The sequence below is a fragment of the Pseudomonas sp. PVC-5-1 genome, assembly GCF_057444345.1.
Window position 1 is genome coordinate 5,668,860 of the sequence record NZ_CM172024.1, and the last position, 26,849, is coordinate 5,695,708.

Consider the following 26,849-nt stretch of genomic DNA (forward strand, 5'->3'; position numbering starts at 1 on the left):
ACAGGCGAAGATAGCAAATTGCTGAGCTGCGCCGAAAGCGATACAAAATCCCTACACATATTCATGAATGCGCGGTCGTCGCTGGCCGTTATGCTCTATATACTGGCACTTCGTAGGAAAAGGTTGCTCCTAACTTGGGATGTTGTGCGAAAACGCCGGTCATTACTGTCAGGCGGTTTCGCAGAGTTTCCCTACGGCCGCCCAGTGAAACGAAATCGGCGTAGTATGTTTCAAGCTGAATCGTTTACCCGGCCTTTGCGCCACACCAACGAAAAGCGTCACGGGTCAGAGGCCCCATCGCATGATTGAGCTCGAACAAGAAGATCCAATCCCGCAAGGCGACCTGGCCTTGCAGATCACCGCACTCCCGCGCGAAACCAACGGGTTTGGCGACATCTTCGGCGGCTGGCTGGTCGCCCAGATGGACCTGGCCGGCACCGCCATGGCCAGCCGTGTCGCCGGCGGCCGTGTGGCCACCGTGGCCATCGACCGCATGGCCTTTCTGGTCCCGGTCGCCGTCGGCGCGCAGCTATCGTTCTATACCCAGACCCTGGAAATCGGCCGCAGCTCGATCCAGATGATGGTCGAAGTGTGGAGCGACGACCCGCTGTCCAGCGAATGGCGCAAGGTCACCGAAGCAGTCTTCGTCTTCGTCGCCATCGACGGCAGTGGCCGCACCCGCTCCGTACCTCGTCGCTGAGCCACGCCGGCGGTAAACTCATTGCATGTGCCCGGGTCCAAGGCCCACTGGCAATCAATGAGATGAATGCAATGGCTACCTTCCAGGTCGTAACCGAGCAACATGGCGAACTCAACTGCTGGCGTATCAGCAGTGACCACGCCGAACTACTGATCGCCCAGCAGGGCGCGCAGATCCTCAGCTACCAGCGCGTTGGCCAGCCACCGCTGCTGTGGCTGAGCGACCAGGCCATCTTCCGTAAGGGCAAGTCGGTACGCGCCGGTGTGCCGGTGTGCTGGCCGTGGTTCGGCAACCTGCAGCGCAACCCCCAGGCCGTGCAGGCCATGTACCACGGCGAACAGGCACCCGCCCACGGCCTGGCGCGCGCGCGCGACTGGCAATTGCTGGGTATCGAGGAGGCGGGCGAAGGCCTGCGCATCGAATTCGAACTGCCGGAAGCGCAGGGTGACCTGCCTGGCTGGCCTCATGACGTCGAGCTGAAGCTGGTAGTGGAGCTGGGCGAGGACCTGCAGCTGAACCTGACCAGCCGCAACATGGGCAATACCCCCGTGACCATCAGCCAGGCCCTGCACAGCTACTTCGCGGTCAGTGACGTTCGCCAGGCGCGGGTCGAAGGGGTGGAGGGGCTGAGCTATATCGAGACCCTGGCTGACTGGGAGCAATGCCAGCAGAAGGGGCCGCTGGCGTTTGCCGGGGAGACTGACCGGATCTACCTGGCGACCCCGCAAACCCTGAGCATCGTCGACCCGCACTGGAAGCGGCGCATTACCTTGACCAGCAGTGGGTCGCGCTCGGCGGTGATCTGGAACCCTTGGACTGAACGGGCCAGGGAACTGCCAGACATGGCCGACGATGGGTGGCAGCGGATGCTGTGCATCGAGACGGCGAATGTGTGGGACGACTTGGTGGAATTGAAGCCTGGGGGCAGCAGCTCGCTGGGGGTCAGGATTGGCTGTGAAATGATCTGAGTCTTGCAGTGCCTATGCGGGCCTCTTCGCGGGCTTGACCGCGAAGAGGCCAGTGCAGGCGATCAGAGGTCTGCGTCCTCCACCACCCTCACCTTCCCGGCATCCAGCGCATAGGCCGCATCGGCCAGGTCATTGCTGACCTTCTCCACCTTCAGCTTGCCGCTGACCCACAGCGGTGTGTAGATATCATCGATCTTCAGACCCTTCGGATAGCGCACCAGCACCAGCTGGTTCGGCGGTGGCGGCGGAACATGGATGCACGCGCCCGGGTACGGCACCAGGAAGAACAGCGTGCTGTTGCCCTTGGCGTCGCTCTCCAGCGGCACCGGGTAGCCCCCAAGGCGAATATCCTTGCCATTCATGGCCGCCACCGTCTTGGTCGAGTACATCACCGCCGGCAGGCCTTTGCTCTGCTTCAGGCCGCCCTTGTCGGTAAAGGTACCCATGGCTTCCGGCGAGTTGTGGTCGATTTCGGGCATTTGCTCGAGCGCCTGCTGGTCAGACTCGGGCATCAGCTCCAGCCAGTCGGTTTCAGGCAGTTCGGCATGGGCCAGGGCGCTGGCCAGCAACAGTGGGGCGAGGAAAAAGGCACGCATGAAAATGCTCGGCAACTCCAATGAATTGCCGGGCATTCTAACCACTAATCAGCGCTTCTTGATGAATCCGTAAATCACCAGAAGGATCACGGCACCGACCAGCGCGCCAAGGAATCCCGCAGCCTGCCCGGCCTGATAGATGCCCAGTGCCTGGCCGCCGTAGGTGGCCAGCAGGGAGCCGGCAATCCCCAGCAAGATGGTCATGATCCAGCCCATGCTGTCGTCGCCCGGCTTGATGAAGCGGGCCAGCAGGCCAACGATGAGGCCGATGAAGATGGTTCCAATGATACCCATGGCAATCCCTCTGCAGTGAAGATGGAACAAGCCAAAGCCTAGACAGCGCTTTGGCTCGTTGCCATTTCAGAGGGCAAGCCGCTGGTAGAAGTTCGATCAGTTGCCGATCAGGGCTTCTACTTCGGCAATCTTGCGCTCGAGGGTGGCCATGTCGTGGCAGCGCAGGGTGGCGTGGCCAACCTTGCGACCGGCCTTGAACGCCTTGCCATAGTGATGCAGGTGGCAGTCACCGATGGCAACTACCTTTTCCACCGCCGGCACTTCACCGATGAAGTTGAGCATCGCGCTCTCGCCGACCTTGGCGGTCGAGCCCAGCGGCAGGCCAGCGACGGCGCGCAGGTGGTTCTCGAACTGGCTGCATTCGGCGCCTTCGATGGTCCAGTGCCCTGAGTTGTGCACGCGCGGGGCAATTTCGTTGGCCTTCAGGCCACCGTCCACTTCGAAGAACTCGAAGGCCATGACGCCTACGTAATCCAGCTTTTGCAGCACACGGCCGACGTAGTCTTCGGCCAGGGCCTGCAGCGGGTGCGCCTGGCTGGCGACCGACAGGCGCAGGATGCCGCTTTCGTGGGTGTTGTGCACCAGAGGGTAGAAGCGGGTTTCGCCATCACGGGCACGCACGGCCACCAGCGACACTTCGCCGGTGAACGGCACAAAGCCTTCCAGCAGGCAAGGTACGCTGCCCAGCTCGGCAAAGGTACCGACCACGTCCTCAGGCGTGCGCAGCACCTTCTGGCCCTTGCCGTCGTAACCCAGGGTGCGGGTTTTCAGCACGGCCGGCAGGCCGATGCTGGCCACCGCGGCGTCCAGGTCGGCCTGCGAGAGGATGTCGGCGAAGGCTGGGGTAGGGATACCCAGGTCGCGGAACATGCTCTTTTCGAACAGGCGGTCACGGGCGATGCGCAGCGCTTCGGCGCTGGGGTACACCGGCACGAACTGCGAGAGGAAGGCCACGGTCTCGGCCGGGACGCTTTCGAACTCGAAGGTGACCAGGTCGACTTCGTCGGCCAGCTGGCGCAGGTGGTCCTGGTCGCCGTAGTCGGCACGCAGGTGCTCGCCCAGCGGCGCAGCGCAGGCGTCCGGCGCCGGGTCGAGGAAGGCGAAGTTCATGCCCAGCGGGGTACCCGCCAGGGCCAGCATGCGGCCCAGCTGGCCGCCACCGATTACACCGATCTTCATGGGTTGAGCCTCAAGCCTGGCGCGGGTCTGGGTTGTCCAGCACGGTGTCGGTCTGTTCCGTGCGGAACTGCTTGAGCGCCGCGTGGTACTGCGGGTACTTGGCGCCGAGGATGCTGGCCGACAGCAGCGCCGCGTTGACCGCACCGGCACGACCGATGGCCAGGGTGGCAACCGGCACGCCGGCTGGCATCTGCACGATCGACAGCAGCGAATCGACACCCGACAGCATCGACGATTGCACGGGCACACCCAGCACCGGCAGGTGGGTCTTGGCGGCGCACATGCCTGGCAGGTGGGCAGCGCCACCGGCACCGGCGATGATCACCTCGATGCCACGACCCTCAGCCTCCTCGGCATACTGGAACAGCAGATCCGGGGTACGGTGGGCGGAAACCACCTTCACCTCGTAGGGAATGCCGAGTTTTTCCAGCATATCGGCGGTGTGGCTAAGGGTGGACCAATCGGACTTGGAGCCCATGATCACGCCAACCAGTGCACTCATCGTCGAGCCTCTCCTGCAAGCGCCTTCTGGCGCGCTAAAAGCAACAAGCCACGCAGGTGGGCCGGCGTGGCTTGTCATACGGATTCTAAATCGACCAGGTCGGCCGAAGGCGCGGGATTGTAGCGTATTTCAAGGCCCTGCGCCCACCCCCGCAAGCACATGTCTGATCAAAGGGCAAGCTGTCTCGCAGGACAACTTTTTCCTGCCGCCTCTGGGTTGACGAATAACAGACGCTTGTATCCCCGATCTCGAAAATTCAGGTACGTACATATGAGTGTTTCACGCCTCTTCGCGCTTTCGTGTGGCCTGGTACTCAGCTTGCAACTGCCAGCTGCTTCTGCTGCCCGCTCGCTTACCGTCACCGTCTATGTTCACGACGACCTTGCCGACATGAGCAATGAGCAATTGAACAAGGACTTCTTTCAGCATTGGCTGGACGAGATGCGCAGTTTCAGCCAACAGTCCATCGAGGTCATATTTCAACGCGAGGTAGAACACATTACCGATATTGCTTATGCAGGAATGCCGTCCGCTCAACTACTCGAGGCCTTCACCCGGCAACTGCATGAACAACAGCGCCACCCATCCTTTTCCTTTATGGATAAACAACTGCTGCTGACGCGCAACAGCTATGATCACAGCGGCCTGAACTACAACGCCGGCCTTGCCTATCAGAAGCAAAACACGGCTATAGCATCGGTAGGTGCATACGGTGCTCCAGCCCATGAAATCGGTCATTTGCTAGGCGCCACGCACGAAGATGCCGAACTGAAATTCAATGGCTGGGTGTGTGAAACGTACACCCACCCCCGTGTACCGGCCCGATCCAATTGCTACCGCTACAGCGACAAGAATCGCGCGAATATCGCGGACTACTTGAAATACAACTCAAACTGAAGCCTCACCTTGTGCGCCTGACGACTCAAGCTTGCGCCACAACAAGCGGACGTTGGCCTTGCGCACCAGTGCGCAGCGGTACAGACGAATTTCCAGTGGCACATGCCACTGGCTGCCGCCGCAGATCGCCAGTTCGCCCCGCTCCAGTTCGCCACGCATCGACAGGCGCGGCACCCAGGCGATGCCCATGCCCTCCAACGCCATGCTCTTGAGGCTGTCGGCCATGGCGGTTTCGTAGACGGTGGTATAGCGCAGGTTTCGCTGGCGCAGCAGCAAATTGACCGACCGACCGAGGAAAGCGCCGGCGGTATACGCCAGCAGCGGCACACTGCCCTCGCCTTCCAGGTCGAACAACGGCTTGCCGTCGGCATCCACGGCGCACACCGGCAACATTTCAGTGGTGCCCATGTGCAGCGACGGGAAGATTTCGGCATCCATCTGCAAGGCGGCATCCGGGTCATAGAAGGCCAGCATCAGGTCGCAGCCACCTTCACGCAATGCATGCACGGCATCTCCGACGTTGGTCGCAACCAGGCGGGTGGCGATGTTCAATCCATCGTTGCGCAACTGGGCCACCCAACGCGGGAAAAAGCCCGACGCCAGCGAGTGTGCAGCGGCCACCTGTACCACTTCACCCTGCCCGCCCTCCAGGTGATGCAAATGGCGGAGAATTTCGCTCAATTGGTCGACAACAGTACGCGCGGTGACGAGAAACAGCTGCCCGGCCTCGGTCAGTTCGATCGGCGTGCGGGAACGATTCACCAATTGCAGGCCCAAAGCTGCTTCCAGACTGCGTATACGCCGGCTGAAGGCAGGTTGGGTAACGAAACGCCGCTCTGCCGCCTGGGAAAAACTGCGGGTCGCAGCCAGCGCGCTGAAGTCTTCCAGCCATTTGCTTTCAAGGTTCACGAAGCACATCTCCTGGCGTGCACCAAAATGGAACACGCTCGAATATCAATTGGCGTCACATGAAACACTATGCCGTTTGTGCATAGGTTAGCGTGCAACAGCATTGGCCGCAAAATCACCTTCAGGCCTAGGATTGGCGCCATTCCGGCATGTGCCGGGTCAAAATCGAGATGATATACATCATGTCCTCCGCTGCATCGTTCCGCGTCGAAAAAGATTTGTTGGGTACCCTTGAAGTTCCTGCAGATGCCTACTACGGCATCCAGACCCTGCGCGCTGCCAACAACTTCCACCTCTCCGGTGTTCCGCTGTCGCACTATCCGAAGCTGGTCGTGGCCCTGGCCATGGTCAAGCAGGCTGCTGCTGACGCCAACCGTGAGCTGGGCCACCTGAGCGATGCCAAGCACGCTGCCATCACCGCAGCCTGCGCCCGCCTGATCAAAGGCGATTACCACGACCAGTTCGTGGTGGACATGATCCAGGGCGGTGCTGGTACTTCTACCAACATGAACGCCAACGAAGTGATCGCCAACGTTGCGCTGGAGGCCATGGGCCACCAGAAGGGTGAGTACCAGTACCTGCACCCGAACAACGACGTGAACATGGCGCAGTCGACCAACGACGCCTACCCGACGGCTATCCGCCTGGGCCTGCTGCTGGGCCACGACGCGCTGCTGGCCAGCCTCGACAGCCTGATCCAGGCCTTCGCTGCCAAGGGTAAAGAGTTCGACCACGTACTGAAGATGGGCCGTACCCAGCTGCAGGACGCCGTACCGATGACCCTGGGCCAGGAATTCCGTGCCTTCGCCACCACCATGACCGAAGACCTGCAGCGCCTGCGCTCGCTGGCCCCGGAACTGCTGACCGAAATCAACCTGGGCGGTACCGCCATCGGTACCGGCATCAACGCCGACCCTGGCTACCAGGCCCTGGCCGTACAGCGCCTGGCTGCCATCAGCGGCCAACCGCTGGTACCGGCTGCCGACCTGATCGAAGCCACCTCCGACATGGGCGCCTTCGTACTGTTCTCCGGCATGCTCAAGCGTACTGCAGTCAAGCTGTCGAAGATTTGCAACGACCTGCGCCTGCTGTCCAGCGGCCCACGCACCGGCATCAACGAAATCAACCTGCCAGCGCGTCAGCCAGGCAGTTCGATCATGCCAGGCAAGGTCAACCCGGTTATCCCGGAAGCCGTCAACCAGGTGGCCTTCGCCATCATGGGCAACGACCTGGCCCTGACCGTCGCCGCCGAAGGTGGCCAGCTGCAGCTGAACGTGATGGAGCCGCTGATCGCCTACAAGATCTTCGACTCGATCCGCCTGCTGCAACGTGCCATGGACATGCTGCGCGAGCACTGCATCGTCGGTATCACCGCCAACGAACAGCGCTGCCGTGAACTGGTCGAGCACTCGATCGGCCTGGTCACCGCACTGAACCCGTACATCGGCTACGAAAACGCCACCCGTATCGCCCGCGTTGCCCTGGAAACCGGCCGCGGCGTACTGGAACTGGTGCGTGAAGAGAAGCTGCTGGACGACGCGATGCTCGACGACATCCTGCGTCCGGAAAACATGATCGCTCCCCGCCTGGTTCCGCTGAAGGCGTAACCAGGCCGCTGTAAACAGTCTCACCAGGTCGAGGGACTAGACACCTCTCAACCTTTCCAAGGCCCGAGCCTATGCTTCGGGCCTTTTTTTTGCCTGAAGGATTTTGGGGCTGCTTTGCAGCCCATCGCGACACAAGGCCGCTCCTACAAGAGCCCTGCGAACACCGGCCAATGTGAGAGCGGCCTTGTGTCGCGATAGGGCCGCAGAGCGCCCCCCCGAACATCGGCACACAACTTGCTCCATAATGCGTCCCAGGCCAACGGGATTACCCAGCATGCTGCACAGCCACCTGACCACCCTCAACGCGGTTTCGCTGATCCTCAACGTCTTCCAGGCAGACGGTTGCGAGGCGTCGGCGCTGCTGGCCGGCAGCGGCATCGGCCCGGCAGACCTGGGCCATGCCGATGCGCGTATCACCACCCAGCAGGAACTGCAGGTGTGCGCCAACGCCGTTGCCCGACGCGAAGATATAGGCCTGGAGCTGGGCCAGCGCATGCATGTGTCGTGCTACGGCATGCTCGGTTACGCCCTGCTCTCCAGTGCCACTTTGGGTGACGCCTTGCGCTTGGCACTGCAGTATCCGGCACTGCTGGGAACAATCTTCAAGCTGCGTTTGCTCGATGACGGTCAGCGTGTCTGGTTCAGCGCCAGCGATTACCACGACAGCCCGGCGCTGACCGCCTTCAACGCCGAATTCTGCCTGGTGTCGCTGAAGGTCATCTGCGACGACCTGCTCGGCCGCCCACTGCCCCTGCTGGCAGCCCGTTTCGAACACCCACGGCCCGGTTACCACGCGCTCTATGCCGGGGCATTCCGGTGCCCGGTCGGTTTCGACGCCGAGGACAATGCCTTTGCCTTCGAACGGCGCTGGCTGGACACGCCACTGCCGCTGGCCGACCCAATTACTCACAAGGCCATGAGCGAACGCTGCCGGCGCCTGAACCTGGAATTCACCGGCCGCCAGGCCTGGCTGGGGCGGATTCGCCAACTGCTGGCGCAGCAACTGGATGCAGCGCCCGGGCTGGAAGGGCTGGCGCGGCAGATGAACTGCTCATCGCGCACCCTGCGCCGGCATTTGCAGGCGTTGGGCAGCAGTTATCAACAGCTGCTGGATGAACTGAGGTTCGAGCGGGCCAAGCAGTTGCTGGCTGATGAGCAGATGCCGATCTATCGGATTGCCGAGTGCCTGGGGTTCAGCGAGACCGCCAGTTTTCGGCATGCCTTCCAGCGTTGGAGTGGCGTCGCGCCCAGTCACTTCCGCGGTTGAGCTGTACCGGCCTCTTCGCGGGCGCGCCCGCTCCCACAGGATCTGCACAACTCCCCAGTGTTGTGGGATACCTGTGGGAGCGGGCGCGCCCGCGAAGAGGCCGGTACAGGAAAAGCGGGCCAAAGAGCTTGGCCACATCGATCCCCTTTTGGCCACTTGCGTCGTTCTCCCCCACTGGCCCGCCCATGAGAATGGGCCCACGCCAGTACCCACCGGAGAACAACAATGCTGACGATCTATTCCGATGACCACCGCCTGCACCACGGCCGCTGCGAGCTGATCGACGGCAAGCTGATGCCCTGTTTCGAAATGCCGTCACGCGCCGACCATGTGCTCGACCAGGTCAAAAAGCGCAACCTTGGCGACATCCAGGGCCCCACCGACTTCGGGCGCGCACCGTTGCTGCGTATCCACAGCGCCGGCTACCTGGACTTCTTCGAAGGTGCCTGGGCGCGCTGGGCCGCACTGGGTCAGGATGGCGACCTGCTGCCGTTCACCTGGCCCGCACGCTCCCTGCGCCAGATAAAACCCACCGGCCTGCACGGTGAGCTGGGCTACTACAGCTTCGACGCCGGCGCACCGATCACCGCCGGGACCTGGCAGGCTGCCTACAGCGCCGCCCAGGTCGCCCTCACCGCCCAGGCGGCGATCCAGCAAGGCGCCCATTCCGCCTTCGCCCTGTGCCGCCCGCCAGGGCACCATGCGGCTGGCGAAGTCATGGGCGGCTATTGCTACCTGAACAACGCCGCCATCGCCGCCCAGGCCTTCCTTGACCAGGGCCGGCGCAAGGTCGCAATCCTCGATGTCGACTATCACCACGGCAACGGCACCCAGGACATCTTCTACAGCCGCAACGATGTGTTCTTCGCCTCGATCCATGGCGACCCGCGCGACGAGTTCCCGTTCTTCCTCGGCTATGCCGATGAAACCGGCGAGGGTGCCGGCGAAGGCTGCAACATCAACTACCCACTGCCGGCTGGCAGCGACTGGGCCGCTTGGAACGCCGCCTTGGAGAACGCCTGCCAGCGCATCGCCGCCTATGACGCTGAAGTGCTGGTGATCTCGCTGGGCGTGGATACCTTCAAGGACGACCCGATCTCGCAGTTCAAGCTGGACAGCCCGGACTACCTGGAAATGGGCAAGCGCATCGCCCAGCTCGGCAAGCCGACCCTTTTCGTGATGGAAGGCGGCTACGCTGTGGAAGAAATCGGTATCAACGCGGTCAATGTGCTGGAAGGCTTCCAGCAGGCCCAGCCAGGAGCCCGATAATGGTTCGACTCAAGCGTCTGCTCGCCCCGTTCATCGCCGCTACCCTGTTCACCGGTGCCCTGCAGGCCCAGGCCGAACAGCGCACCCTGCGGGTGTTCAACTGGTTCGACTACATCACGCCACAAACCCTCACCGAGTTCCAGAAAGACAGCGGGGTGAAGCTGGTCTACGACATCTTCGACACCAACGAGGCGCTGGAAGCCAAGCTGCTGACCGGCAACTCCGGGTATGACGTGGTAGTGCCGTCCAACGTGTTCCTCGCCAAGCAGATCGAAGCGGGAGTGTTCCAGCCACTGGACCGCAGCAAGCTGCCGAACTGGCAACACCTGGACCCGGCGCTGATGAAGCTGATCGAGGCCAACGACCCCGGCAACAAATTTGCCGTGCCTTACATGTACGGCACCGTGCTGATCGGCTTCAACCCGGCCAAGGTCAAGGCTGCGCTCGGCGACAACGCCCCGGTGGACAGCTGGGACCTTATCTTCAAGGAAGAGAACATCGCCAAGCTCAAGCAGTGCGGCGTGGCCCTGCTCGACTCGCCGTCGGAGATCATGCCGCTGGCGTTGCAGTACCTGGGCTTGCCACCGAACAGCGACAAACCGGCTGATTACAAGAAAGCCGAAGCGCTGATGCTGAAGATCCGCCCGCACATCACCTACTTCCATTCCTCGAAATACATGGCCGACATCGCCAACGGCGATATCTGCGTGGCAGTGGGCTACAGCGGCAGCTTCTCTCAGGCAGCCAACCGCGCCCGCGAGGCGAAGAATGGCGTGGTGGTGGACATGCGCCTGCCCAAGGAAGGTGCACCGATCTGGTTCGACATGCTGGCGATTCCGAAGAATGCGACCAACCCGGAAGATGCCCACGCGTTCATCAACTACTTACTGCGGCCTGAGGTAATTGCGCCTATCAGCGACTTTGTCGGGTACCCGAACCCGAACAAGGATGCGACCGACAAGGTCGACCCGGCGATTCGCAACAACCCCAACCTGTATCCGACAGCGGAGGCGATGGCCAAGCTGTATACCCTCAAGCCCTTGGCGCGGGATGCCGAGCGGGCTCGGACCAGGGCCTGGACGCGGATCAAGTCCGGCACCTGATTTAGAGCCGGGGGCTGCTTTGCAACCCAATCGCCGGCAAGCCAGCTCCCACAGGTACTGCATCTGCCTCGAAAGCAGTGGAGGTCCTGTGGGAGCTGGCTTGCCGGCGATTGGGCCGCCCAGCGGCCCTATTCACTTCCTCCAGGCCTTGCGCAAGCGCATCAAAGCCTCGGCAATCTCCCCCTCCGGCACCGCTGCAAACCCCAGAACCAGCCCTGCGCGCTTATCCACAGGCTGCTCGCTGTCCGCCAGCCAGAAATTGCTCAGCGGCGTCACCTCCACCCCCACCGCTTCAGCCTTGGCCACCAGCTCCTGCTCCCGCGCAAAGTTATCCACATCGACCTTCACATGCAGCCCGGCCGCCACCTCCGGCATGCCGCCCAAACCCGGAATATCCACAGGCCAGCCAGCCTTCAGCACATTGCGCCGGCTCAACGCTGCCTTGCGCATGCGCCGGATATGCCGCTGGAAGTGCCCCCTGGCCATGAACTCAGCCATAACGCACTGGCTACTGACCTCCGAATGCCGCACCGCCAGCGCCCTGCCCTGGCTGAACGCCTGCGCCAGTTGCGGCGGCAGTACCAGGTAGCCCAGGCGCAACGCTGGAAAGGCGATCTTGCCGAAGGTACCGACGTACAGTACCCGCCCATGCCGGTCGAGCGCCGCAAGCGGGGCCAAGGGCGCACCGCTGTAGCGATACTCGCCGTCGTAGTCGTCTTCGATGATCCAGCCTTCGCTGCGCTCGGCCCAGGCCAGCAGTTCCAGGCGTCGCGCCAGGCTCATGGTCACCCCGGTCGGGTACTGGTGGGCTGGCGTGACATAGGCCAGCCGGCAATCCGTCAGTTGCCCAAGCCGGCGACAGTCCATGCCGTCCTCGTCCACCGGCACGCCACATAACCTGCCACCGGCCAGCGCAAAGGCATGCCCGGCTGCGCGGTAACCCGGGTTTTCCACAGCCACACCGTCGCCCGGCTGCAACAGCAACTGTGCACAAAGGCTGATGGCCTGCTGTGCACCACTGGTGATCACAATTTGTTCAGCGGTACAACTCAGCCCACGCGAGCGACGCAGGTAGGCCGCGATCAGTTCGCGCAACAGCGGCTCACCTGCCGGGTCACCATAACCCAACTGCGCCGGAGCCGGGTTGCGCCAGAAACCCGCCTGCAGCTTGGCCCAGACGTCGAACGGGAACAGGTCGAACGCCGGAATACCGACGCGAAAAGCCCGCGGTGCACCGCTTCTTGGGGGCGGCAGATGGTTACTTTTCAGGCGCTGCAAAGGCTCGCTGGAACAGCGTTTGCTGGATAAATCCTCAGTATTTTCTGAGGAGAATGTGGATAAGTCTGTTGATAACCCCCGGGATAACCCTGTGGATACTTGTGTGGATAGTTTTGCAGTGGAGAGTTTCGGTAACTGGCTGACATAGGTGCCGTCGCCTACCCGGCTTTCGATGTAGCCCTCGGCATATAGCTGGTCATAGGCCCGCACCACACTATTGCGTGACAGCGCCAGCATGGCGGCCAGATCACGAGTGGCCGGTAGCCGCGTGCCACTGCTCAGGCGCCCGTCCAGCACCCGCGCACGTAGCGCCTGGTACAGCTGCTGGCTGAGCCCGCGGCGGCGATCGAGGTCGATCCCGGCAGGGTCGAAAGGCAACACTAGGGGGCGCTCGCTCATGGCATTGGACCTATAAAAACAGCTGTTAATGGCTCTTACTATGAACCAATAGCCTGCCTAGGATGGAGCCATCGCACAAGGAAACCGAGCATGTACAACAGCAAACCCCATCAGGAACACGACCTCGGGCGCCTGCACCAGCACATGCTCGACACCCGCCAGGCCATCCTGGTCAGCCAGGGCGAACAAGGCCTGCTGGCCACGCACCTGCCAGTGCTGGTCGATATTGCCGAAGGCGAATTCGGCACCGTCTATGCCCACCTGGCGCGGGCCAACCCCCAATGGCACGACCTGGGGCAAGGTGGCGAAGCCCTGCTGGTGTTCCCCGGCGCCGATGCCTATGTCAGCCCCGGTTACTACCCGAGCAAGACCGACAACCCCAAGGTGGTGCCAACCTGGAACTACCTGGCGGTGCACGCCTATGGCCCAGCCGAAGTGATCCACGAAGCCGAACCCTTGCTGGCCATTGTCAGCCGACTGACCGAGCGCCACGAACAAGGCCGCGGCGAACCGTGGAAAGTCACCGACGCCCCGCGTGATTACCTTGATGGCATGCTCCGCGCCATAGTCGGTGTTCGCTTGCCCACCACCCGCCTGCAAGGCGCGCGCAAGCTAAGCCAGAACCGCTCTGAGCAAGACATTGCCGGCGTGCGTGAAGGCCTTAGCGCCAGCCCCGATTACCTGGATAACCAACTCGCGGCGCATATGCGCCAACTCTGAAGGAATAGCCCATGTCCAGCGTTACCCTGCGTCCTGTCACCACCCAAGACCATGCTGCCTGGCTCGCCTTGTGGCAGGCCTACTTGCACTTCTATGAATCCGAATTGGCCGATGAGGTCAGCCTCAGCACCTGGCAACGCCTGCTCGACCCAAACGAACCGACCCATTCAGCCTTGGCCTGGGTCGATGGCAAGGCGGTGGGCATGGTCAACTTCATCTACCATCGTTCCAACTGGAGCATTGGCAACGCCTGCTACCTGCAGGACCTGTACGTGGAAAGCGGGCAGCGCTGCCTGGGCATCGGCCGCCAGCTGATCGAGCACGTCTACGCCCAAGCCAAGACCGACAACTGCATCAAGGTGTACTGGGTGACCCATGAGACCAACGCCACCGCCATCAGCCTGTACCAACAGGTTGCCGAGCGCTCGGGCTTCATCCAATTCCGCAAAGAGTTCTAAGGCCGAACATGACCGACGCATTGAACTGGAAACCCGCCGCAGTCCCACAGGCCGACCCTATCGACGGCCGTTTCATCCGCCTCGAAAAGCTTGACCCGGCGCGACATGGCGACGACCTCTGGGAGGTGTTGCAAGGCCCGGCTGCCGATCCGGTACTGTGGGACTACTTGCCCTATGGCCCATTTGCCGAGCGTGCCGCCTTCGACCGTTGGCTGGAAGGCAACGCCGCCGGCCGCGACCCGCTGTTCTACACCGTCATCGACCGCACCAGCGGCCAGGCCCAGGGCATCCTGAGCCTGATGTCGATCGTGCCCGACCACGGCCGCATCGAAATCGGCCACATCGCCTTCGGCGCTGCCATGCAGCGTACGCCCAAGGGCACCGAGGCGGTGTATTTGCTGGGCAAGCTGGGCTTCGAGCTGGGCAACCGCCGGCTGGAGTGGAAGTGCAACAACGCCAACGCCCGCTCCAGGCGCGCGGCGGAGCGGTTTGGCTTTGTGTTCGAGGGGGTTTTCCGCAAGCACCTGGTGGTGAAGGATCACAATCGGGATACGGCGTGGTACTCGATAACCGATGATGAGTGGCCGACGGTGGCTGCCGGGTTCGAGCGGTGGTTGAGCGAGGAAAACCAGAAGCCCGAGGGGCAGGTGCAGACCTTGGAGGCATGCCGCCAAGGTTGAGAATTGCACTGGGCCAACCGGCCTCTTCGCGGGCTTGCCCGCTCCCACAGGTTTTCCACAAGTCTTGAGACTGGTGGTGTGTACCTGTGGGAGCGGGCAAGCCCGCGAAGAGGCCGGCAAGCCCAACACAGACCTGATGTTGGGCGCGCTCAGATCACCTTCCGCTGACGCCTGACAACCCCCATTTGCAAACCAAAAGGACGAAACACGGCATTCATTGATTTGAGTGTCGGGTTTCCTTCCCCTTGCTCGATCTGAATAAGCGTGCGCAGTGAAATCTTGCACATCCTGGCAAACTGAGCCTGTTGCAGATTGGCCACCGTGACCCGCAAATGCCTCACTCCAGCACCGAGTTCCCAAGTGCCATCGGCGATGCCTCGTTGAACATCGTCGATTACCTGGGCACGTTGTTCGGGCGTAAGCGTCATAGCAATTTCCACTCTTTCATTCGTTGCTCAAGCAGCCTCAAGTGGACCGCTGGATGATTCATGACGGCATCAGGCAAGCCCGCAGCACTGAGCAGATCAGGTAAAGCCAACAGGCGTGCGGCATCCTGCCGTAACCGGTCAAAGGCCAGCTGCGGGTCGATCAGATCGGCAAGGCTGGTGCATGCTGCCCACCAGTCGATGTCGCCAGCACGCTCTATGTCCGCCGCCCATTTGGTAGTCCGTGTAATACCTTCCGCGTCCAGCACCATCGGCGCCAGATCATAAATGGGCGCCAACCTGACGGAGTTGGCCCCACGGATGACCGCCATGTTCCGCCCATGATTGTCGGCATTACCCACAACCTTGTTGATAAGGTCGCGGCGCAGGTAGTCGGCAATCAGGTCATAGATCTGTTGGTCTTGCCCGGCTTGTGTCCAAAGCGCCGCCAGGTTCCTCAGCACTTCCCCATGGTCCATCCGGCTACCGGGCTGGGTGATGCCTGACAACGAGTAGATGGACTCGACCGCTAGCCGTTGCACACCGTGCGGGCTGATCTCGCGGTCAAAGCGGCGCATCCACAGGCTGGGCTTTGTACCCTCCTCCAACGCCATGTCGTTCGTCGCCACAGTCTCCACGCCCAAGGCTTGCAATGCGCGGTAGTACAGATATTCAGCCCGCAAGATATCCTGGTCGTTGTTCAGGGCCTGATTGCGGGCGAACTTGATGAACCAGTGCCGGCAGGCTTGCCCATCATCGAGTGCAGCATCGGGATAGAGAAGACCGTCATGGTCCTCCGTCATCAGTAGCTTGGGTGCCTCACCGCCCGCGCCCGTAGCCCCACCGATGGCAGCACCTTGCTCGTAGGCGTACTCAAGAAAACGTTGATCGCGAGAGATCACATCCTGCCTGGCAAAGCCCATTGGCTCACGTGTGTCCAGATAGTTCATGGATTCCTTGATGCGCATGTTTCCTACTGGCGCCGGTGTACTCCTTGCCAAAAGAAACATGTCATCACTGACACCGTCGGGCTTTGCCTGGCCGATGTGCGCCATGAGGAAGCGCTTGGCCGCACCGGATGGCGCAATGTCATGAACGAACGCAGGGGCAGCAGGGAGCATGAAGCTGTCGAAGTCTACCGGTAGCCGGGCACTGACCGCCTTGGCGGCAAAGCTCTGGTAGGCATCAAGGTTGTCTCTGACATAGGACGCTTCATAGGCGACGGCGCACGGCCCATGAAAGCCTTGTTCTGGCCGCAAGAACGTCAACGTCATAGCGTCCTGCCAAATGCCGTCTGCAAAGACCTGAAGGGTTAGCGGGTACATGTGTGACCTGCTGCAGCTGTTAAGACAATCTGCAATATAGTGCATTAACCTTTTCAGTAAGCACATAGAGTATGCACTTTATTGCACATACATTATACCAACCCCAGGCCTGAATGCATTTTAATGCACAAAAAAAGGGGAGCATCCGCTCCCCAGAGGTAAACCGCTTGTAGATGAGGGCTTATCTCAGCCCTCGATCTCGATCAGGATCTCGCCCGGAGTCACACGGTCGCCCTTGGCCACGTGGATGGCCACGACCTTGCCAGCGATACCCGCCTGCACTTCGGTCTCCATCTTCATGGCTTCGGTGATCAGCACGGCCTGGCCGGTCTTGACCATGTCGCCTTCCTTGACCAGCACATCGACGATGTTGCCTGGCATGGTGGTGCTGACGTGGCCCGGGGCACTGGCCTGCTTGCGCTTGCTGCTGCCGCCGCCGACGAATTCGTTGAGCGGCTCGAACACCACTTCTTCCGGCATGCCGTCGATCGACAGGTAGAAGTGGCGCTTGCCTTCGGCCTTCACGCCCACACCGGTGATGTCGACGCGGTAGGTTTCGCCGTGCACGTCGATGACGAACTCGGTCGGTACGCCTTCACCGCTATGGGACGCCACTGCGCCCGCTTCTGGAATTGGCAACAGGACTTCAGGGGTCAGGGTGCCGGCTTCGCGTTCTTCGAGGAACTTGCGGCCAATGTCCGGGAACATGGCGAAAGTCAGCACGTCTTCTTCGCAACGGGCCAGGGCGCCGATATCGGCACGCAGCTTGGCCATTTCCGGCTTCAGCAGGTCGGCCGGGCGCACGTCGATCACTTCTTCGCTGCCGATCGCCTGACGGCGCAGCTGCTCGTTGACCACGCCCGGAGCCTTGCCGTAACCGCCTTGCAGGTACAGCTTCACCTCGTTGGTGATGGTCTTGTAGCGCTCGCCGGCCAGCACGTTGAAGAACGCCTGGGTACCGACGATCTGCGAGGTCGGGGTTACCAGCGGTGGGAAGCCGAGGTCTTCACGCACGCGCGGGATCTCAGCCAGCACTTCGTTCATGCGGTTGAGGGCGCCCTGCTCCTTGAGCTGGTTGGCCAGGTTGGAAATCATGCCGCCCGGTACCTGGTTGACCTGCACGCGAGTGTCCACGGCGGTGAACTCGCTTTCGAACTGGTGGTACTTCTTGCGTACGGCATAGAAGTACAGGCCGATTTCCTGCAGCAGCTCCAGGTCCAGGCCAGTGTCGAATTCGCTGCCCTTGAGCGCGGCAACCATCGACTCGGTACCTGGGTGGCTGGTGCCCCAGGCGAAGCTGGAGATGGCGGTGTCGATGTGATCGGCGCCGTTTTCCACAGCCTTCAGCTGGCACATTGCGGCCAGGCCGGCAGTGTCGTGGGAGTGGATGAACACCGGCAGCGACTGCTCGGCCTTCAACGCCTTGACCAGTTCGCCGGTGGCGAACGGGGTCAGCAGGCCGGCCATGTCCTTGATCGCCACCGAGTCGCAACCCATGGCTTCCATCTGCTTGGCCTGGTTCACGAAGGCTTCGATGGTGTGCACCGGGCTGGTGGTGTAGGCGATGGTGCCCTGAGCGTGCTTGCCGGCAGCCTTGACCGCTTCAATGGCCACGCGCAGGTTACGCACATCGTTCATGGCATCGAAGATACGGAATACGTCGATACCGTTGACCGCGGCCTTGGCGACGAACGCCTTGACCACGTCGTCGCTGTAGTGGCGGTAGCCCAGCAGGTTCTGGCCGCGCAGCAGCATTTGCAGGCGGGTGTTGGGCAGCGCTGCGCGCAGTTTGCGCAGGCGCTCCCACGGGTCTTCCTTGAGGAAGCGCACGCAGGCGTCGAAGGTGGCGCCACCCCAGACTTCCAGCGACCAGTAGCCGACCTTGTCGAGCTTATCGCAGATCGGCAGCATGTCTTCGGTACGCATGCGGGTGGCCAGCAGGGACTGGTGGGCGTCGCGCAGGATCGTGTCGGTTACGTGAATTTTCTTGGACATTATGGGGTTCCTCACAGGCCTGCGTGGGCGGCGATGGCGGCGGCGATGGCCAGGGCCAGCTCTTCGGGTTTGCGCTTGATCGAGTAATTGGTCAGTTCCGGGTGGCTTTCGACGAAGCTGGTGTTGAACTGGCCGCTACGGAATTCCGGATTGCGCAGGATTTCCTGGTAGTACGCGGCGGTGGTCTTCACCCCTTGCACGCGCATGTCGTCCAGGGCCCGCAGGCCGCGGTCCATGGCTTCTTCCCAGGTCAACGCCCACACCACCAGTTTCAGGCACATGGAGTCGTAGAACGGCGGGATGGTGTAGCCGGTGTAGATCGCCGTGTCGGTACGCACGCCTGGGCCGCCGGGTGCGTAGTAACGGGTGATCTTGCCGAAGCTGGGCAGGAAGTTGTTCTTCGGATCTTCGGCGTTGATGCGGAACTGCAGCGCGTAACCGCGGTGCTGGATGTCTTCCTGCTTGACCGACAGCGGCAGGCCCGAGGCAATGCGGATCTGCTCACGGACGATGTCGATACCGGTGATTTCCTCGGTGATGGTGTGTTCCACCTGCACCCGGGTGTTCATTTCCATGAAGTACACCTCGCCATCGGCGAGCAGGAACTCCACGGTACCGGCGTTCTCGTAGTTCACCGCCTTGGCCGCACGCACCGCCAGGTCGCCGATGTAGGCGCGCTGTTCGGGGGTGAGCTGAGGGCTCGGGGCGATTTCGATGAGTTTCTGGTTGCGGCGCTGGATCGAGCAGTCGCGCTCGAACAGGTGCACGACGTTGCCAAAGCTGTCACCGAGGATCTGCGCCTCGATGTGCTTGGGGTTGACGATGCACTTTTCCAGGAACACTTCCGCAGAACCAAAGGCCTTGGTAGCCTCGGAGATGACGCGGGGGAAATTCTGTTCCAGTTCTTCACGGCTGTTGCAACGGCGAATACCACGGCCGCCACCACCAGAGGTGGCCTTGAGCATGACCGGGTAACCGATGCGGTCACCTTCGCTCAGGGCTTCGTGTATATCGGCAACGTTGCCTTCTGTACCCGGGGTTACCGGCACACCAGCGGCGATCATGGTGCGACGCGCTTCGGTCTTGTCGCCCATGCGGCGGATGACCTCGGCGGCCGGGCCGATGAACTTGATCCCGCGCTCGGCGCAAATCTCTGCCAGTTCAGCATTTTCCGACAGGAAACCATAACCTGGGTGCAGGGCATCACAGCCGGTTTCCACAGCCAGGTTCACCAGCTTGCGCGGGTTCAGGTAACCGGCCAGCGGCTCGGCACCAATGCTGTGGGCTTCATCGGCGCGCTTGACGTGCAACGCATGGCGGTCGGCGTCGGAATAGATCGCCACCGAGCGAATGCCCATTTCGGCGCACGCACGCACGATCCGAACTGCAATTTCACCTCGGTTGGCGATCAGGATTTTTTTTATCACTGGAGTCTTCCCAAAGCCGTAGGAACAGTCGAGCCGGTTCTCCCGGTCGGCGCGTGACCAGACGTTGCTGGCCAGTCGCACATTCACCCTAGCGCTGTAGGTTGATAAACAAAAATCAATATTTGTTAGGGGCTGTATTAGCAAAAGCTTATAGTGCGGTAACAAGGTGTTGCCGAAGGGCGGATAAAAATGCGTAAGTCCTTGATGCGTATGACTTTGCGTCAACTGCAGATCTTCAACGAGGTGTGCGATTTGCGTTCATACAGCCGTGCGGCGGAAGAGATGGCGCTTACGCAACCCGCCGTTAGTCTACAGATCCGTCAGCTCGAAGAGCTGATCGGTCAGCCGCTGTTCGAGTACGTGGGCAAGAAGCTTTACCTGACCGAAGCTGCCGAGGCCCTGCAACGCGCCAGCCGCGATATCTTCGGGCGCCTGGAGAGCCTGGACATGCAGCTTTCGGACATGCAGGGCTCATTGCAGGGGCAGTTGAAACTGGCGATCGAGTCCAGTGCCAAGTACTTCGTGCCACACCTGTTCGCGGCCTTCAAGCAGCGTCATCCGGAGGTCAACCTGACCCTGACGGTGGTCAATCGCGCCCAGGCCATCCGCCGCCTGTCGGACAACCGCGACGACCTGATCATCATGTCCATGGTGCCGCAGGACATGGGCCTGGATTTTCTGCCGTTCCTCAACAACCCGATTGTCGCGGTGGCACCGCCCGAGCACCCGCTGTGCAAACTGGAGCAACTGCGCCTGCAGGACCTGGAGCCTCATACCCTGCTGGTCCGCGAACAGGGTTCGGGCACGCGCAAGGCTTGCGAGGAATACTTCAAGGACAAGCGCGTGCATTTCACCCAGACCCTGGAGGTGGCCTCGGCCGACGCCCAGCGCGAGTGCGTAATTGCCGGGCTGGGCATTGCCATGCTTACCCGCCATGCGGTCAACCTGGAGCTGGCTACCGGTGTATTGAGGGAGCTGCCGGTGGAAGAACTGCCGCTGTACCGCAGCTGGTGCGTGGTGCAGTCCAAGGCCAAACGGCAGTCGCCGGTGGCCTTGGCCTTTCTGGCATTCATCCGCAGCGAACGTGCGCTGATCAGCGCGCTGGTTGAGCGTTTTTCGGGGAAGCTGCTGCCGACGCCTGCCAGACCGTGAGCTCTTGCAGTTCGGGGTAGTCCACTAGTTCGCGGAGCAGTTGACGTTGGTCGCAATAGCTTTCGATCGCGCGGCGGTATTCCATGCGGCGCTGATCCTTTTCCTGCTGCTTGCGAGCCTTGGCGCTGGGTTGGTACGTACCGTCGAAGTCACGAGCCATTGCCTGTCTCCCAGATAGGATGCGGGAGTTTCAGACTGGCTTGAGTGGTTTACGGTTTGGCTGTGGAATGGTGACAAAACAGTGAATTTTTGCTGTCTGTGCTGGCCCTATCGCCGGCAAGCCAGCTCCCACAGGTACTCCACAGGACTCGAGGCCTGTGGTGACTGTGTGGGAGCCCGGCTTGCCGGCGATAGGGCCAGCACAGGCAATGCAGATCAGTCGTCGGTAGCCTTGATCGACTTGGGCGACAAGCGCAGGCTGCGCAAGCTGCGCTTCACGCTCTTCAGGTGGTTGACCAGGCTCGGCCCGCGCGCCATGGCTACGCCCATGGCCAGCACGTCGATCACCACCAGGTGGGCGATACGAGAGGTCAGCGGGGTGTAGATTTCGGTGTCTTCATGCACATCGATCGCCAGGTTTACCGTCGATAGCTCCGCCAGCGGTGTCTGGCTTGGGCACAGGGTAATCAGGTTGGCGCCGCTCTCACGGACCAGGTTGGCGGTAATCAGCAGGTCCTTGGAGCGGCCCGACTGGGAAATGCATACCGCCACATCACCCGGCTTCAGGGTCACCGCCGACATCGCCTGCATGTGCGGGTCGGAATAGGCTGCCGCGCTGAGCAACAGACGGAAGAATTTGTGCTGAGCATCGGCCGCCACCGCACCGGAGGCACCAAAGCCATAGAACTCCACACGCTGCGCCTGGGCCATGGCAGTCACCGCCTGCTGCAGCGCTTGTGGGTCGAGGTGCTCGCGCACTTCCATCAGGGTGTGCAGCGTGGTGTCGAAGATCTTCAGGCTGTAGTCGGCGACCGAGTCGTCTTCATGGATGGCGAACTGGCCGAAACTCGCCCCCGCAGCCAGGCTCTGCGCCAGCTTCAGCTTCAGGTCCTGGAAGCCCGAGCAACCGATCGCGCGGCAGAAACGCACGATGGTCGGTTCGCTGATACCCACGCTGTGCGCCAGATCGGCCATGGAGCTGTGCATGACGGCAGCCGGGTCGAGCAGCACGTGGTCGGCTACCTTGAGTTCCGATTTGCGCAGCAGGTGGCGCGATTGGGCGATATGTTGCAACAGATTCACAGGCTGGACTCGGTTATGATCGGCTGGCCGGGTTGTAGCTTTCTTGTAGTTATACTACATGGACGCCAACCCGCCCAGTTAAACGAACGTGGAGAGTGGTGGTTTGACTATTCCTTGCGACATTCTGGTCTTCGGCGGCACCGGCGATCTGGCCCTGCACAAATTGCTTCCGGCGCTCTACCACCTGTTTCGCGAGGCCCGTCTGAACAACGCCGTGCGGATCATCGCGCTGGCACGACGCAACTTGCCACGTAACGATTATCTCAAGCTCGCCGAACGCCATTGCCGGGCACAGATTGCCCGCAACGACTTCGACGAAGAGGTCTGGCAGCGGTTTTCCGCGCGGGTCGACTATTTCGCCATGGATGCTTCGCAAAGCGCCGACTTCGGTCGCCTGGCGCGCTACCTGGGCGAACCCGGCGGCTTGACGCGCATCTTCTACCTGGCCACCGCCCCCAATCTGTTCGTGCCGATTGCCAAGCACCTGCATAACGCCGGCCTGGCAGACACTGAGGCGCGCATCGTGCTGGAAAAGCCGATCGGCCACTCGCTGGAATCGGCTACCGCCATCAACGAAGCGATTGGCGCAGTGCTGGAGGAAAACCAGGTATTTCGCATCGACCACTACCTGGGCAAGGAAACCGTGCAGAACCTCATGGCCCTGCGTTTTGCCAACGCCCTGCTGGAGCCGGTGTGGCGCAACAACCAGGTTGATCACGTGCAGATCAGCGTTTGCGAGACCCTGGGTGTAGAGAACCGTGGTGCCTACTACGACCGCGCCGGGGCGACCCGCGACATGTTGCAGAACCACCTGCTTCAGCTGCTATGCCTGGTGGCCATGGAGCCCCCCGCGCAGTTCGAGGCCGAAGCGGTGCGTGACGAGAAAGTGAAGATCCTGCGAGCCCTCAAGCCCATCACTGGCCAGGACGTGCAGGACAAGACCGTACGCGGCCAGTATGGCGCCGGGCGCATCGGCGGCCAGGAAGTGCCGGCTTATTACTTCGAAAAGGACGTCGACAACGACAGCGACACCGAAACCTTCATCGCCATCGAGGCGCACATCGACAATTGGCGCTGGGCGGGCGTGCCCTTCTACCTGCGAACCGGCAAGCGCATGGCACGGCGCTCATCGCAGATCGTCATCCAGTTCAAGCCGGTGCCCCACGAGCTTTTCAATGGTGGCCAGGTCAACCAGCTGCTGATTCAGCTGCAACCGGACGAACGCATCAGCCTGCGAATGATGACCAAGAGCCCAGGCAAGGGCATGCGCCTGGAACCTGTGGACCTGGACCTGAACCTGGCCCAGGTGTTCAGCCAGACCCGCCGCTGGGACGCCTACGAGCGCCTGCTGCTGGATGTGCTGGAGGGCGACTCGACGCTGTTCATGCGCCGCGATGAAGTGGAAGCGGCCTGGGCCTGGATCGACCCGATCATCAAGGGCTGTGAAGAGCACTTCCAGGCGCCGCGACCGTACCCGGCAGGCTGTAATGGGCCAGAGCAAGCCAACAGCCTGCTCGCCAGGCACGGCAGGCACTGGCATAGCTGAAGCACTGCCCTGCTCCCCTGGCAGGCCAAAGGGCAGAAAGTAGCCCAGCGCACTGGCGCTACTTTCAACCCGAGACAGGAGCAGACAATGGCCATTATCACCAACCTCGTTGCAATCAACGACATCGCCCACGGCAAGCAGGTTTTCAGGGTTCACGGCACCGTTACGGTCGCCTCCCCGGCCATAGAACCGGTGCTGGTCGAACCCAAGCTGCGCCACAGGGGTGGCTGGGAAGTGCTTCAGCTTCAACTTCTGGATAGCGGCGCAATCACTCCGCAGGTGCTGACGGAAAAAACCGTGGCTTTCGAGCGTGCAGGCGGCACTGGCTGGAAAACCGTGGAGATCATTCATGCAGACGGTTCGCAGCGCTGCGAAATTCGTACCATCGAGGCGATTGACTGAGCCGCTGCCGGCCAGGTCGCCCGAGCGGTGGCCTGGCACCTTCCATCGGCTCGATGAACGGGCATGTTGCAGGTGAATATTTATACAGTAGAGGTTTGCCCCATTTCCTGCCGCGCCCTAGAATGGCCCGATGCGCACAGACGACCTCTCCCTCCTGCTGAATTCCCTCAACGATGCCCAACGCCAGGCCGTAGCGGCCACGCTAGGGCGTCAACTGGTGCTTGCTGGCGCCGGTTCCGGTAAAACCCGCGTGCTGGTGCACCGCATTGCCTGGCTGATCCAGGTGGAGCAGGCATCGCCGCACTCGATCCTGTCGGTGACCTTCACCAACAAGGCCGCGGCAGAAATGCGCCAGCGTATCGAGCAACTGCTGGGTATCAACCCGGCGGGCATGTGGGTCGGCACCTTCCACGGCCTGGCCCATCGCCTGCTGCGGGCCCATTGGCAGGAAGCGAGGCTGGTGCAGAACTTCCAGATCCTCGACAGCGACGACCAGCAGCGCCTGATCAAGCGGGTGATGCGCGAGTTGGGCCTGGACGAGCAGAAATGGCCGGCACGCCAGGCCCAGTGGTTCATCAACGGGCAAAAGGACGAAGGCCTGCGTCCACAGCATATCCAGGCCGGGGGCGACCTGTTCCTGTCGACCATGCGCGACGTCTATACCGCCTATGAGCAGGCCTGCGAGCGCGCCGAGGTCATCGACTTCTCCGAGCTGCTGCTGCGCGCCCTGGACTTGTGGCGCGACCACCCGGGCCTGCTGGAGCACTACCAGCGGCGCTTCCGCCACGTGCTGGTGGACGAGTTCCAGGATACCAACGCCGTGCAGTACGCCTGGCTGCGCCTGCTGGCGCGCGGCGGTGACAGCCTGATGGCGGTGGGCGATGACGACCAGTCGATCTACGGCTGGCGCGGTGCCAAGATCGAGAACATTCACCAGTACACTGCCGACTTCCCCGACGCCGAGATGATCCGCCTGGAGCAGAACTACCGCTCCACCGGTGGCATCCTCAAGGCGGCGAACGCGCTGATCGCCAACAACAGCGGGCGCCTGGGCAAAGAGCTGTGGACCGACATGGGTGAAGGCGAACCGCTGACCCTGTATGCGGCCTACAACGAGCACGACGAAGCGCGCTACGTGGTGGAAACCATCGAGAGCCTGGTCAAGAAGGGCAATGCGCGCAACGAGATCGCCATACTGTACCGTTCCAACGCCCAGTCGCGGGTGCTGGAAGAAGCCCTGCTGCGCGAACGCATCCCCTACCGCATCTACGGTGGCCAGCGCTTCTTCGAGCGCGCCGAAATCAAGAACGCCATGGCTTACCTGCGGCTGATCGAAGGCCGTGGCAACGATGCAGCCCTGGAGCGGGTGATCAACGTGCCGCCACGTGGCATTGGCGAAAAAACCGTCGAAGCCATCCGCGAGCACGCCCGCCACAGCCAGGTGTCGATGTGGGAGGCCATGTGCCAGCTGCTCGCCGCCAAAGCCCTGAAAGGCCGCGCGGCCAGTGCCCTGGGTGCGTTCATCGAGCTGATCGAGGGGTTGGCGGCCAAGGTCGTGGACATGCCACTGCATACCATGACCCAGACCACCATCGAGCAGTCCGGGCTGATCATCTACCACCAGGAAGAAAAGGGTGAGAAGGGCCAGGCACGGGTAGAAAACCTTGAGGAACTGGTCAGCGCAGCGCGCAACTTCGAGTCTACCGACGAAGACGCCGACCTCTCGCCTCTCTCGGCATTCCTTGGCCACGCCTCGCTCGAAGCAGGCGATACACAGGCCGACGAGCATGAAGACAGCGTCCAGTTGATGACCTTGCACAGTGCCAAGGGCCTGGAGTTTCCGTATGTGTTCCTGGTGGGCATGGAAGAAGGCCTGTTCCCGCACAAGATGAGCCTGGAAGAGCCTGGCCGCCTGGAAGAGGAACGCCGCCTGGCTTATGTGGGTATCACCCGCGCCATGCGCCAGCTGGTCATGACCTACGCCGAAACGCGTCGCCTGTATGGCAGCGAGACCTACAACAAGGTGTCACGTTTCGTACGCGAAATTCCGGCAGGCCTGGTTCAGGAAGTGCGCCTGTCCAACAGCGTCAGCCGACCGTTCGGCGGGGCCAAGACGGCCACGAACAGCAACCTGTTCGCCAATGCCAGCATTCCGCAGACCGCGTTCAACCTTGGCCAACGTGTGCAGCACGCGGTGTTTGGCGAGGGTGTGATCCTCAACTTCGAGGGCTCCGGCGCCCAGGCGCGTGTGCAGGTGAATTTTGCCGAAGGGAGCAAGTGGCTGATGCTGGGGTATGCCAAGCTCGAGGCCATCTGAAAGCCTGCGCGGTCCCTTGTAGGAGCGGCCTTGTGTCGCGATAGGGCCGCAAAGCGGCCCCACAATCATGGCGTTGACGCTGATATCTTAGGGCTGCTTCGCAGCCCTTTCGCGACACAAGGCCGCCCCTACAGGTCCGTCATAAGCACCTTGTAACATTCAGGCAAAAGCTCGAAACATTATGTCGCTGGT

26 protein-coding genes are annotated in these 26,849 nt (G+C 61.8%); 14 read left to right on the top strand and 12 right to left on the bottom strand.

Features of this window, described 5'->3' with window-relative positions; genetic code table 11:
• The first annotated feature begins 301 nt into the window (after nt 1-301).
• Entirely contained in the window at nt 302-700 is a 399-nt protein-coding gene (locus tag AC2T3R_RS25875; RefSeq protein ID WP_003253317.1) for an acyl-CoA thioesterase, read from the top strand.
• A gap of 71 nt (nt 701-771) precedes the next feature.
• A complete protein-coding gene (locus tag AC2T3R_RS25880; RefSeq protein ID WP_085721310.1) occupies nt 772-1,668 on the top strand; it encodes a D-hexose-6-phosphate mutarotase in 897 nt (298 codons plus the stop codon).
• A 62-nt stretch (nt 1,669-1,730) separates the two neighbouring features.
• Here AC2T3R_RS25880 and AC2T3R_RS25885 read toward each other — a convergent pair whose 3' ends face one another.
• The 4 genes from AC2T3R_RS25885 to purE all read right to left on the bottom strand — a co-directional run bounded on the left by AC2T3R_RS25885 (nt 1,731) and on the right by purE (nt 4,239).
• On the bottom strand, nt 1,731-2,264 hold the full coding sequence (locus tag AC2T3R_RS25885; protein WP_371033897.1) for a DUF3299 domain-containing protein: 534 nt from the start codon (nt 2,262-2,264) through the stop codon (nt 1,731-1,733).
• 48 nt (nt 2,265-2,312) lie between these two features.
• Nucleotides 2,313-2,558 carry a GlsB/YeaQ/YmgE family stress response membrane protein gene (locus AC2T3R_RS25890; RefSeq protein ID WP_003260079.1) on the bottom strand — a complete coding sequence of 82 codons (246 nt, stop codon included), beginning with the start codon at nt 2,556-2,558 and terminating at the stop codon, nt 2,313-2,315.
• A 96-nt stretch (nt 2,559-2,654) separates the two neighbouring features.
• Nucleotides 2,655-3,737 carry a 5-(carboxyamino)imidazole ribonucleotide synthase gene (locus tag AC2T3R_RS25895; RefSeq protein ID WP_013974827.1) on the bottom strand — a complete coding sequence of 361 codons (1,083 nt, stop codon included), beginning with the start codon at nt 3,735-3,737 and terminating at the stop codon, nt 2,655-2,657.
• 10 nt (nt 3,738-3,747) lie between these two features.
• Nucleotides 3,748-4,239: a 5-(carboxyamino)imidazole ribonucleotide mutase gene (purE, locus tag AC2T3R_RS25900; protein ID WP_003253304.1), complete on the bottom strand. Its 492-nt coding sequence runs from the start codon at nt 4,237-4,239 to the stop codon at nt 3,748-3,750.
• Nucleotides 4,240-4,509: 270 nt separating this feature from the next.
• Between purE and AC2T3R_RS25905 the strand changes: the two genes are divergently transcribed.
• Nucleotides 4,510-5,136, top strand: coding sequence for a zinc metalloprotease (locus tag AC2T3R_RS25905; RefSeq protein ID WP_410951446.1), 627 nt, complete (start codon nt 4,510-4,512; stop codon nt 5,134-5,136).
• Here the strand turns inward: AC2T3R_RS25905 and AC2T3R_RS25910 are convergent.
• On the bottom strand, nt 5,128-6,045 hold the full coding sequence (locus AC2T3R_RS25910) for a LysR substrate-binding domain-containing protein (protein WP_013974829.1): 918 nt from the start codon (nt 6,043-6,045) through the stop codon (nt 5,128-5,130). The genes AC2T3R_RS25905 and AC2T3R_RS25910 overlap by 9 nt on opposite strands.
• A gap of 182 nt (nt 6,046-6,227) precedes the next feature.
• On the opposite strand from AC2T3R_RS25910, the gene aspA reads away from it, so the two are divergent.
• From aspA to AC2T3R_RS25930, 4 genes are all read left to right on the top strand, one after another.
• Nucleotides 6,228-7,652, top strand: coding sequence for an aspartate ammonia-lyase (gene aspA / locus AC2T3R_RS25915; RefSeq protein ID WP_003260072.1), 1,425 nt, complete (start codon nt 6,228-6,230; stop codon nt 7,650-7,652).
• Between the two features lie 274 nt (nt 7,653-7,926).
• Entirely contained in the window at nt 7,927-8,919 is a 993-nt protein-coding gene (locus tag AC2T3R_RS25920) for an AraC family transcriptional regulator (RefSeq protein ID WP_486744439.1), read from the top strand.
• A 225-nt stretch (nt 8,920-9,144) separates the two neighbouring features.
• Nucleotides 9,145-10,188, top strand: coding sequence for a histone deacetylase family protein (locus tag AC2T3R_RS25925; protein WP_486744440.1), 1,044 nt, complete (start codon nt 9,145-9,147; stop codon nt 10,186-10,188).
• Nucleotides 10,188-11,291, top strand: coding sequence for a polyamine ABC transporter substrate-binding protein (locus AC2T3R_RS25930; protein WP_486744441.1), 1,104 nt, complete (start codon nt 10,188-10,190; stop codon nt 11,289-11,291). Before AC2T3R_RS25925 ends, AC2T3R_RS25930 begins: the two co-directional genes overlap by 1 nt.
• Before the next feature lie 132 nt (nt 11,292-11,423).
• On the opposite strand, the gene pdxR is transcribed toward AC2T3R_RS25930, so the two are convergent.
• Nucleotides 11,424-12,968, bottom strand: a complete 1,545-nt coding sequence (gene pdxR, locus AC2T3R_RS25935) for a MocR-like pyridoxine biosynthesis transcription factor PdxR (protein WP_486744442.1) — start codon at nt 12,966-12,968, stop codon at nt 11,424-11,426.
• A gap of 90 nt (nt 12,969-13,058) precedes the next feature.
• On the opposite strand from pdxR, the gene AC2T3R_RS25940 reads away from it, so the two are divergent.
• From AC2T3R_RS25940 to AC2T3R_RS25950, 3 genes are read left to right on the top strand one after another with little or no spacing between them, the layout of a single operon-like run.
• Nucleotides 13,059-13,688, top strand: coding sequence for an FMN-binding negative transcriptional regulator (locus tag AC2T3R_RS25940; protein WP_486744443.1), 630 nt, complete (start codon nt 13,059-13,061; stop codon nt 13,686-13,688).
• Nucleotides 13,689-13,699: 11 nt separating this feature from the next.
• Complete coding sequence (locus AC2T3R_RS25945) at nt 13,700-14,146, top strand: GNAT family N-acetyltransferase (RefSeq protein ID WP_061304772.1); 447 nt, start codon at nt 13,700-13,702, stop codon at nt 14,144-14,146.
• 8 nt (nt 14,147-14,154) lie between these two features.
• Nucleotides 14,155-14,826, top strand: coding sequence for a GNAT family N-acetyltransferase (locus AC2T3R_RS25950; protein WP_486744444.1), 672 nt, complete (start codon nt 14,155-14,157; stop codon nt 14,824-14,826).
• Nucleotides 14,827-14,975: 149 nt separating this feature from the next.
• Here AC2T3R_RS25950 and AC2T3R_RS25955 read toward each other — a convergent pair whose 3' ends face one another.
• The 4 genes from AC2T3R_RS25955 to AC2T3R_RS25970 all read right to left on the bottom strand — a co-directional run bounded on the left by AC2T3R_RS25955 (nt 14,976) and on the right by AC2T3R_RS25970 (nt 19,998).
• Complete coding sequence (locus AC2T3R_RS25955; RefSeq protein ID WP_025341142.1) at nt 14,976-15,254, bottom strand: helix-turn-helix domain-containing protein; 279 nt, start codon at nt 15,252-15,254, stop codon at nt 14,976-14,978.
• A complete protein-coding gene (locus AC2T3R_RS25960; protein WP_410951439.1) occupies nt 15,251-16,576 on the bottom strand; it encodes a type II toxin-antitoxin system HipA family toxin in 1,326 nt (441 codons plus the stop codon). Before AC2T3R_RS25960 ends, AC2T3R_RS25955 begins: the two co-directional genes overlap by 4 nt.
• Before the next feature lie 186 nt (nt 16,577-16,762).
• Nucleotides 16,763-18,571, bottom strand: coding sequence for a sodium-extruding oxaloacetate decarboxylase subunit alpha (oadA, locus tag AC2T3R_RS25965; RefSeq protein WP_232881303.1), 1,809 nt, complete (start codon nt 18,569-18,571; stop codon nt 16,763-16,765).
• Between the two features lie 11 nt (nt 18,572-18,582).
• On the bottom strand, nt 18,583-19,998 hold the full coding sequence (locus AC2T3R_RS25970) for an acetyl-CoA carboxylase biotin carboxylase subunit (RefSeq protein WP_013974837.1): 1,416 nt from the start codon (nt 19,996-19,998) through the stop codon (nt 18,583-18,585).
• 189 nt (nt 19,999-20,187) lie between these two features.
• On the opposite strand from AC2T3R_RS25970, the gene AC2T3R_RS25975 reads away from it, so the two are divergent.
• Nucleotides 20,188-21,150 carry a LysR family transcriptional regulator gene (locus AC2T3R_RS25975; protein ID WP_269806119.1) on the top strand — a complete coding sequence of 321 codons (963 nt, stop codon included), beginning with the start codon at nt 20,188-20,190 and terminating at the stop codon, nt 21,148-21,150.
• Here the strand turns inward: AC2T3R_RS25975 and AC2T3R_RS25980 are convergent.
• Together AC2T3R_RS25980 and hexR are read right to left on the bottom strand one after the other, a co-directional pair.
• The gene (locus tag AC2T3R_RS25980; RefSeq protein ID WP_080563834.1) at nt 21,092-21,310 is read right to left on the bottom strand and encodes a PA3496 family putative envelope integrity protein; all 219 of its coding nucleotides are present in this window, start codon (nt 21,308-21,310) and stop codon (nt 21,092-21,094) included. The two genes, AC2T3R_RS25975 and AC2T3R_RS25980, sit on opposite strands and share 59 nt — an antisense overlap.
• A gap of 215 nt (nt 21,311-21,525) precedes the next feature.
• A complete protein-coding gene (gene hexR / locus AC2T3R_RS25985; RefSeq protein WP_011536461.1) occupies nt 21,526-22,392 on the bottom strand; it encodes a transcriptional regulator HexR in 867 nt (288 codons plus the stop codon).
• A gap of 103 nt (nt 22,393-22,495) precedes the next feature.
• Between hexR and zwf the strand changes: the two genes are divergently transcribed.
• The 3 genes from zwf (at nt 22,496) to uvrD (ending at nt 26,657) form a co-directional block, all read left to right on the top strand.
• Entirely contained in the window at nt 22,496-23,938 is a 1,443-nt protein-coding gene (zwf, locus tag AC2T3R_RS25990; RefSeq protein ID WP_410951438.1) for a glucose-6-phosphate dehydrogenase, read from the top strand.
• An 87-nt stretch (nt 23,939-24,025) separates the two neighbouring features.
• On the top strand, nt 24,026-24,340 hold the full coding sequence (locus AC2T3R_RS25995) for a hypothetical protein (protein ID WP_486744445.1): 315 nt from the start codon (nt 24,026-24,028) through the stop codon (nt 24,338-24,340).
• 130 nt (nt 24,341-24,470) lie between these two features.
• Nucleotides 24,471-26,657, top strand: coding sequence for a DNA helicase II (gene uvrD / locus AC2T3R_RS26000; protein ID WP_486744446.1), 2,187 nt, complete (start codon nt 24,471-24,473; stop codon nt 26,655-26,657).
• The last annotated feature ends 192 nt before the right edge of the window (nt 26,658-26,849 follow it).

Excerpts from the sequence above, each read along its gene's own strand:
- AC2T3R_RS25875 (WP_003253317.1), top strand. The coding sequence starts at position 302 with ATGATTGAGCTCGAACAAGAAGATCCAATCCCGCAAGGCGACCTGGCC.
- AC2T3R_RS25880 (WP_085721310.1), top strand. The coding sequence starts at position 772 with ATGGCTACCTTCCAGGTCGTAACCGAGCAACATGGCGAACTCAACTGC.
- AC2T3R_RS25885 (WP_371033897.1), bottom strand. The coding sequence starts at position 2,264 with ATGCGTGCCTTTTTCCTCGCCCCACTGTTGCTGGCCAGCGCCCTGGCC.
- AC2T3R_RS25890 (WP_003260079.1), bottom strand. The coding sequence starts at position 2,558 with ATGGGTATCATTGGAACCATCTTCATCGGCCTCATCGTTGGCCTGCTG.
- AC2T3R_RS25895 (WP_013974827.1), bottom strand. The coding sequence starts at position 3,737 with ATGAAGATCGGTGTAATCGGTGGCGGCCAGCTGGGCCGCATGCTGGCC.
- purE (WP_003253304.1), bottom strand. The coding sequence starts at position 4,239 with ATGAGTGCACTGGTTGGCGTGATCATGGGCTCCAAGTCCGATTGGTCC.
- AC2T3R_RS25905 (WP_410951446.1), top strand. The coding sequence starts at position 4,510 with ATGAGTGTTTCACGCCTCTTCGCGCTTTCGTGTGGCCTGGTACTCAGC.
- aspA (WP_003260072.1), top strand. The coding sequence starts at position 6,228 with ATGTCCTCCGCTGCATCGTTCCGCGTCGAAAAAGATTTGTTGGGTACC.
- AC2T3R_RS25920 (WP_486744439.1), top strand. The coding sequence starts at position 7,927 with ATGCTGCACAGCCACCTGACCACCCTCAACGCGGTTTCGCTGATCCTC.
- AC2T3R_RS25925 (WP_486744440.1), top strand. The coding sequence starts at position 9,145 with ATGCTGACGATCTATTCCGATGACCACCGCCTGCACCACGGCCGCTGC.
- AC2T3R_RS25930 (WP_486744441.1), top strand. The coding sequence starts at position 10,188 with ATGGTTCGACTCAAGCGTCTGCTCGCCCCGTTCATCGCCGCTACCCTG.
- pdxR (WP_486744442.1), bottom strand. The coding sequence starts at position 12,968 with ATGAGCGAGCGCCCCCTAGTGTTGCCTTTCGACCCTGCCGGGATCGAC.
- AC2T3R_RS25940 (WP_486744443.1), top strand. The coding sequence starts at position 13,059 with ATGTACAACAGCAAACCCCATCAGGAACACGACCTCGGGCGCCTGCAC.
- AC2T3R_RS25945 (WP_061304772.1), top strand. The coding sequence starts at position 13,700 with ATGTCCAGCGTTACCCTGCGTCCTGTCACCACCCAAGACCATGCTGCC.
- AC2T3R_RS25950 (WP_486744444.1), top strand. The coding sequence starts at position 14,155 with ATGACCGACGCATTGAACTGGAAACCCGCCGCAGTCCCACAGGCCGAC.
- AC2T3R_RS25955 (WP_025341142.1), bottom strand. The coding sequence starts at position 15,254 with ATGACGCTTACGCCCGAACAACGTGCCCAGGTAATCGACGATGTTCAA.
- AC2T3R_RS25960 (WP_410951439.1), bottom strand. The coding sequence starts at position 16,576 with ATGTACCCGCTAACCCTTCAGGTCTTTGCAGACGGCATTTGGCAGGAC.
- oadA (WP_232881303.1), bottom strand. The coding sequence starts at position 18,571 with ATGTCCAAGAAAATTCACGTAACCGACACGATCCTGCGCGACGCCCAC.
- AC2T3R_RS25975 (WP_269806119.1), top strand. The coding sequence starts at position 20,188 with ATGCGTAAGTCCTTGATGCGTATGACTTTGCGTCAACTGCAGATCTTC.
- AC2T3R_RS25980 (WP_080563834.1), bottom strand. The coding sequence starts at position 21,310 with ATGGCTCGTGACTTCGACGGTACGTACCAACCCAGCGCCAAGGCTCGC.
- AC2T3R_RS25995 (WP_486744445.1), top strand. The coding sequence starts at position 24,026 with ATGGCCATTATCACCAACCTCGTTGCAATCAACGACATCGCCCACGGC.
- uvrD (WP_486744446.1), top strand. The coding sequence starts at position 24,471 with ATGCGCACAGACGACCTCTCCCTCCTGCTGAATTCCCTCAACGATGCC.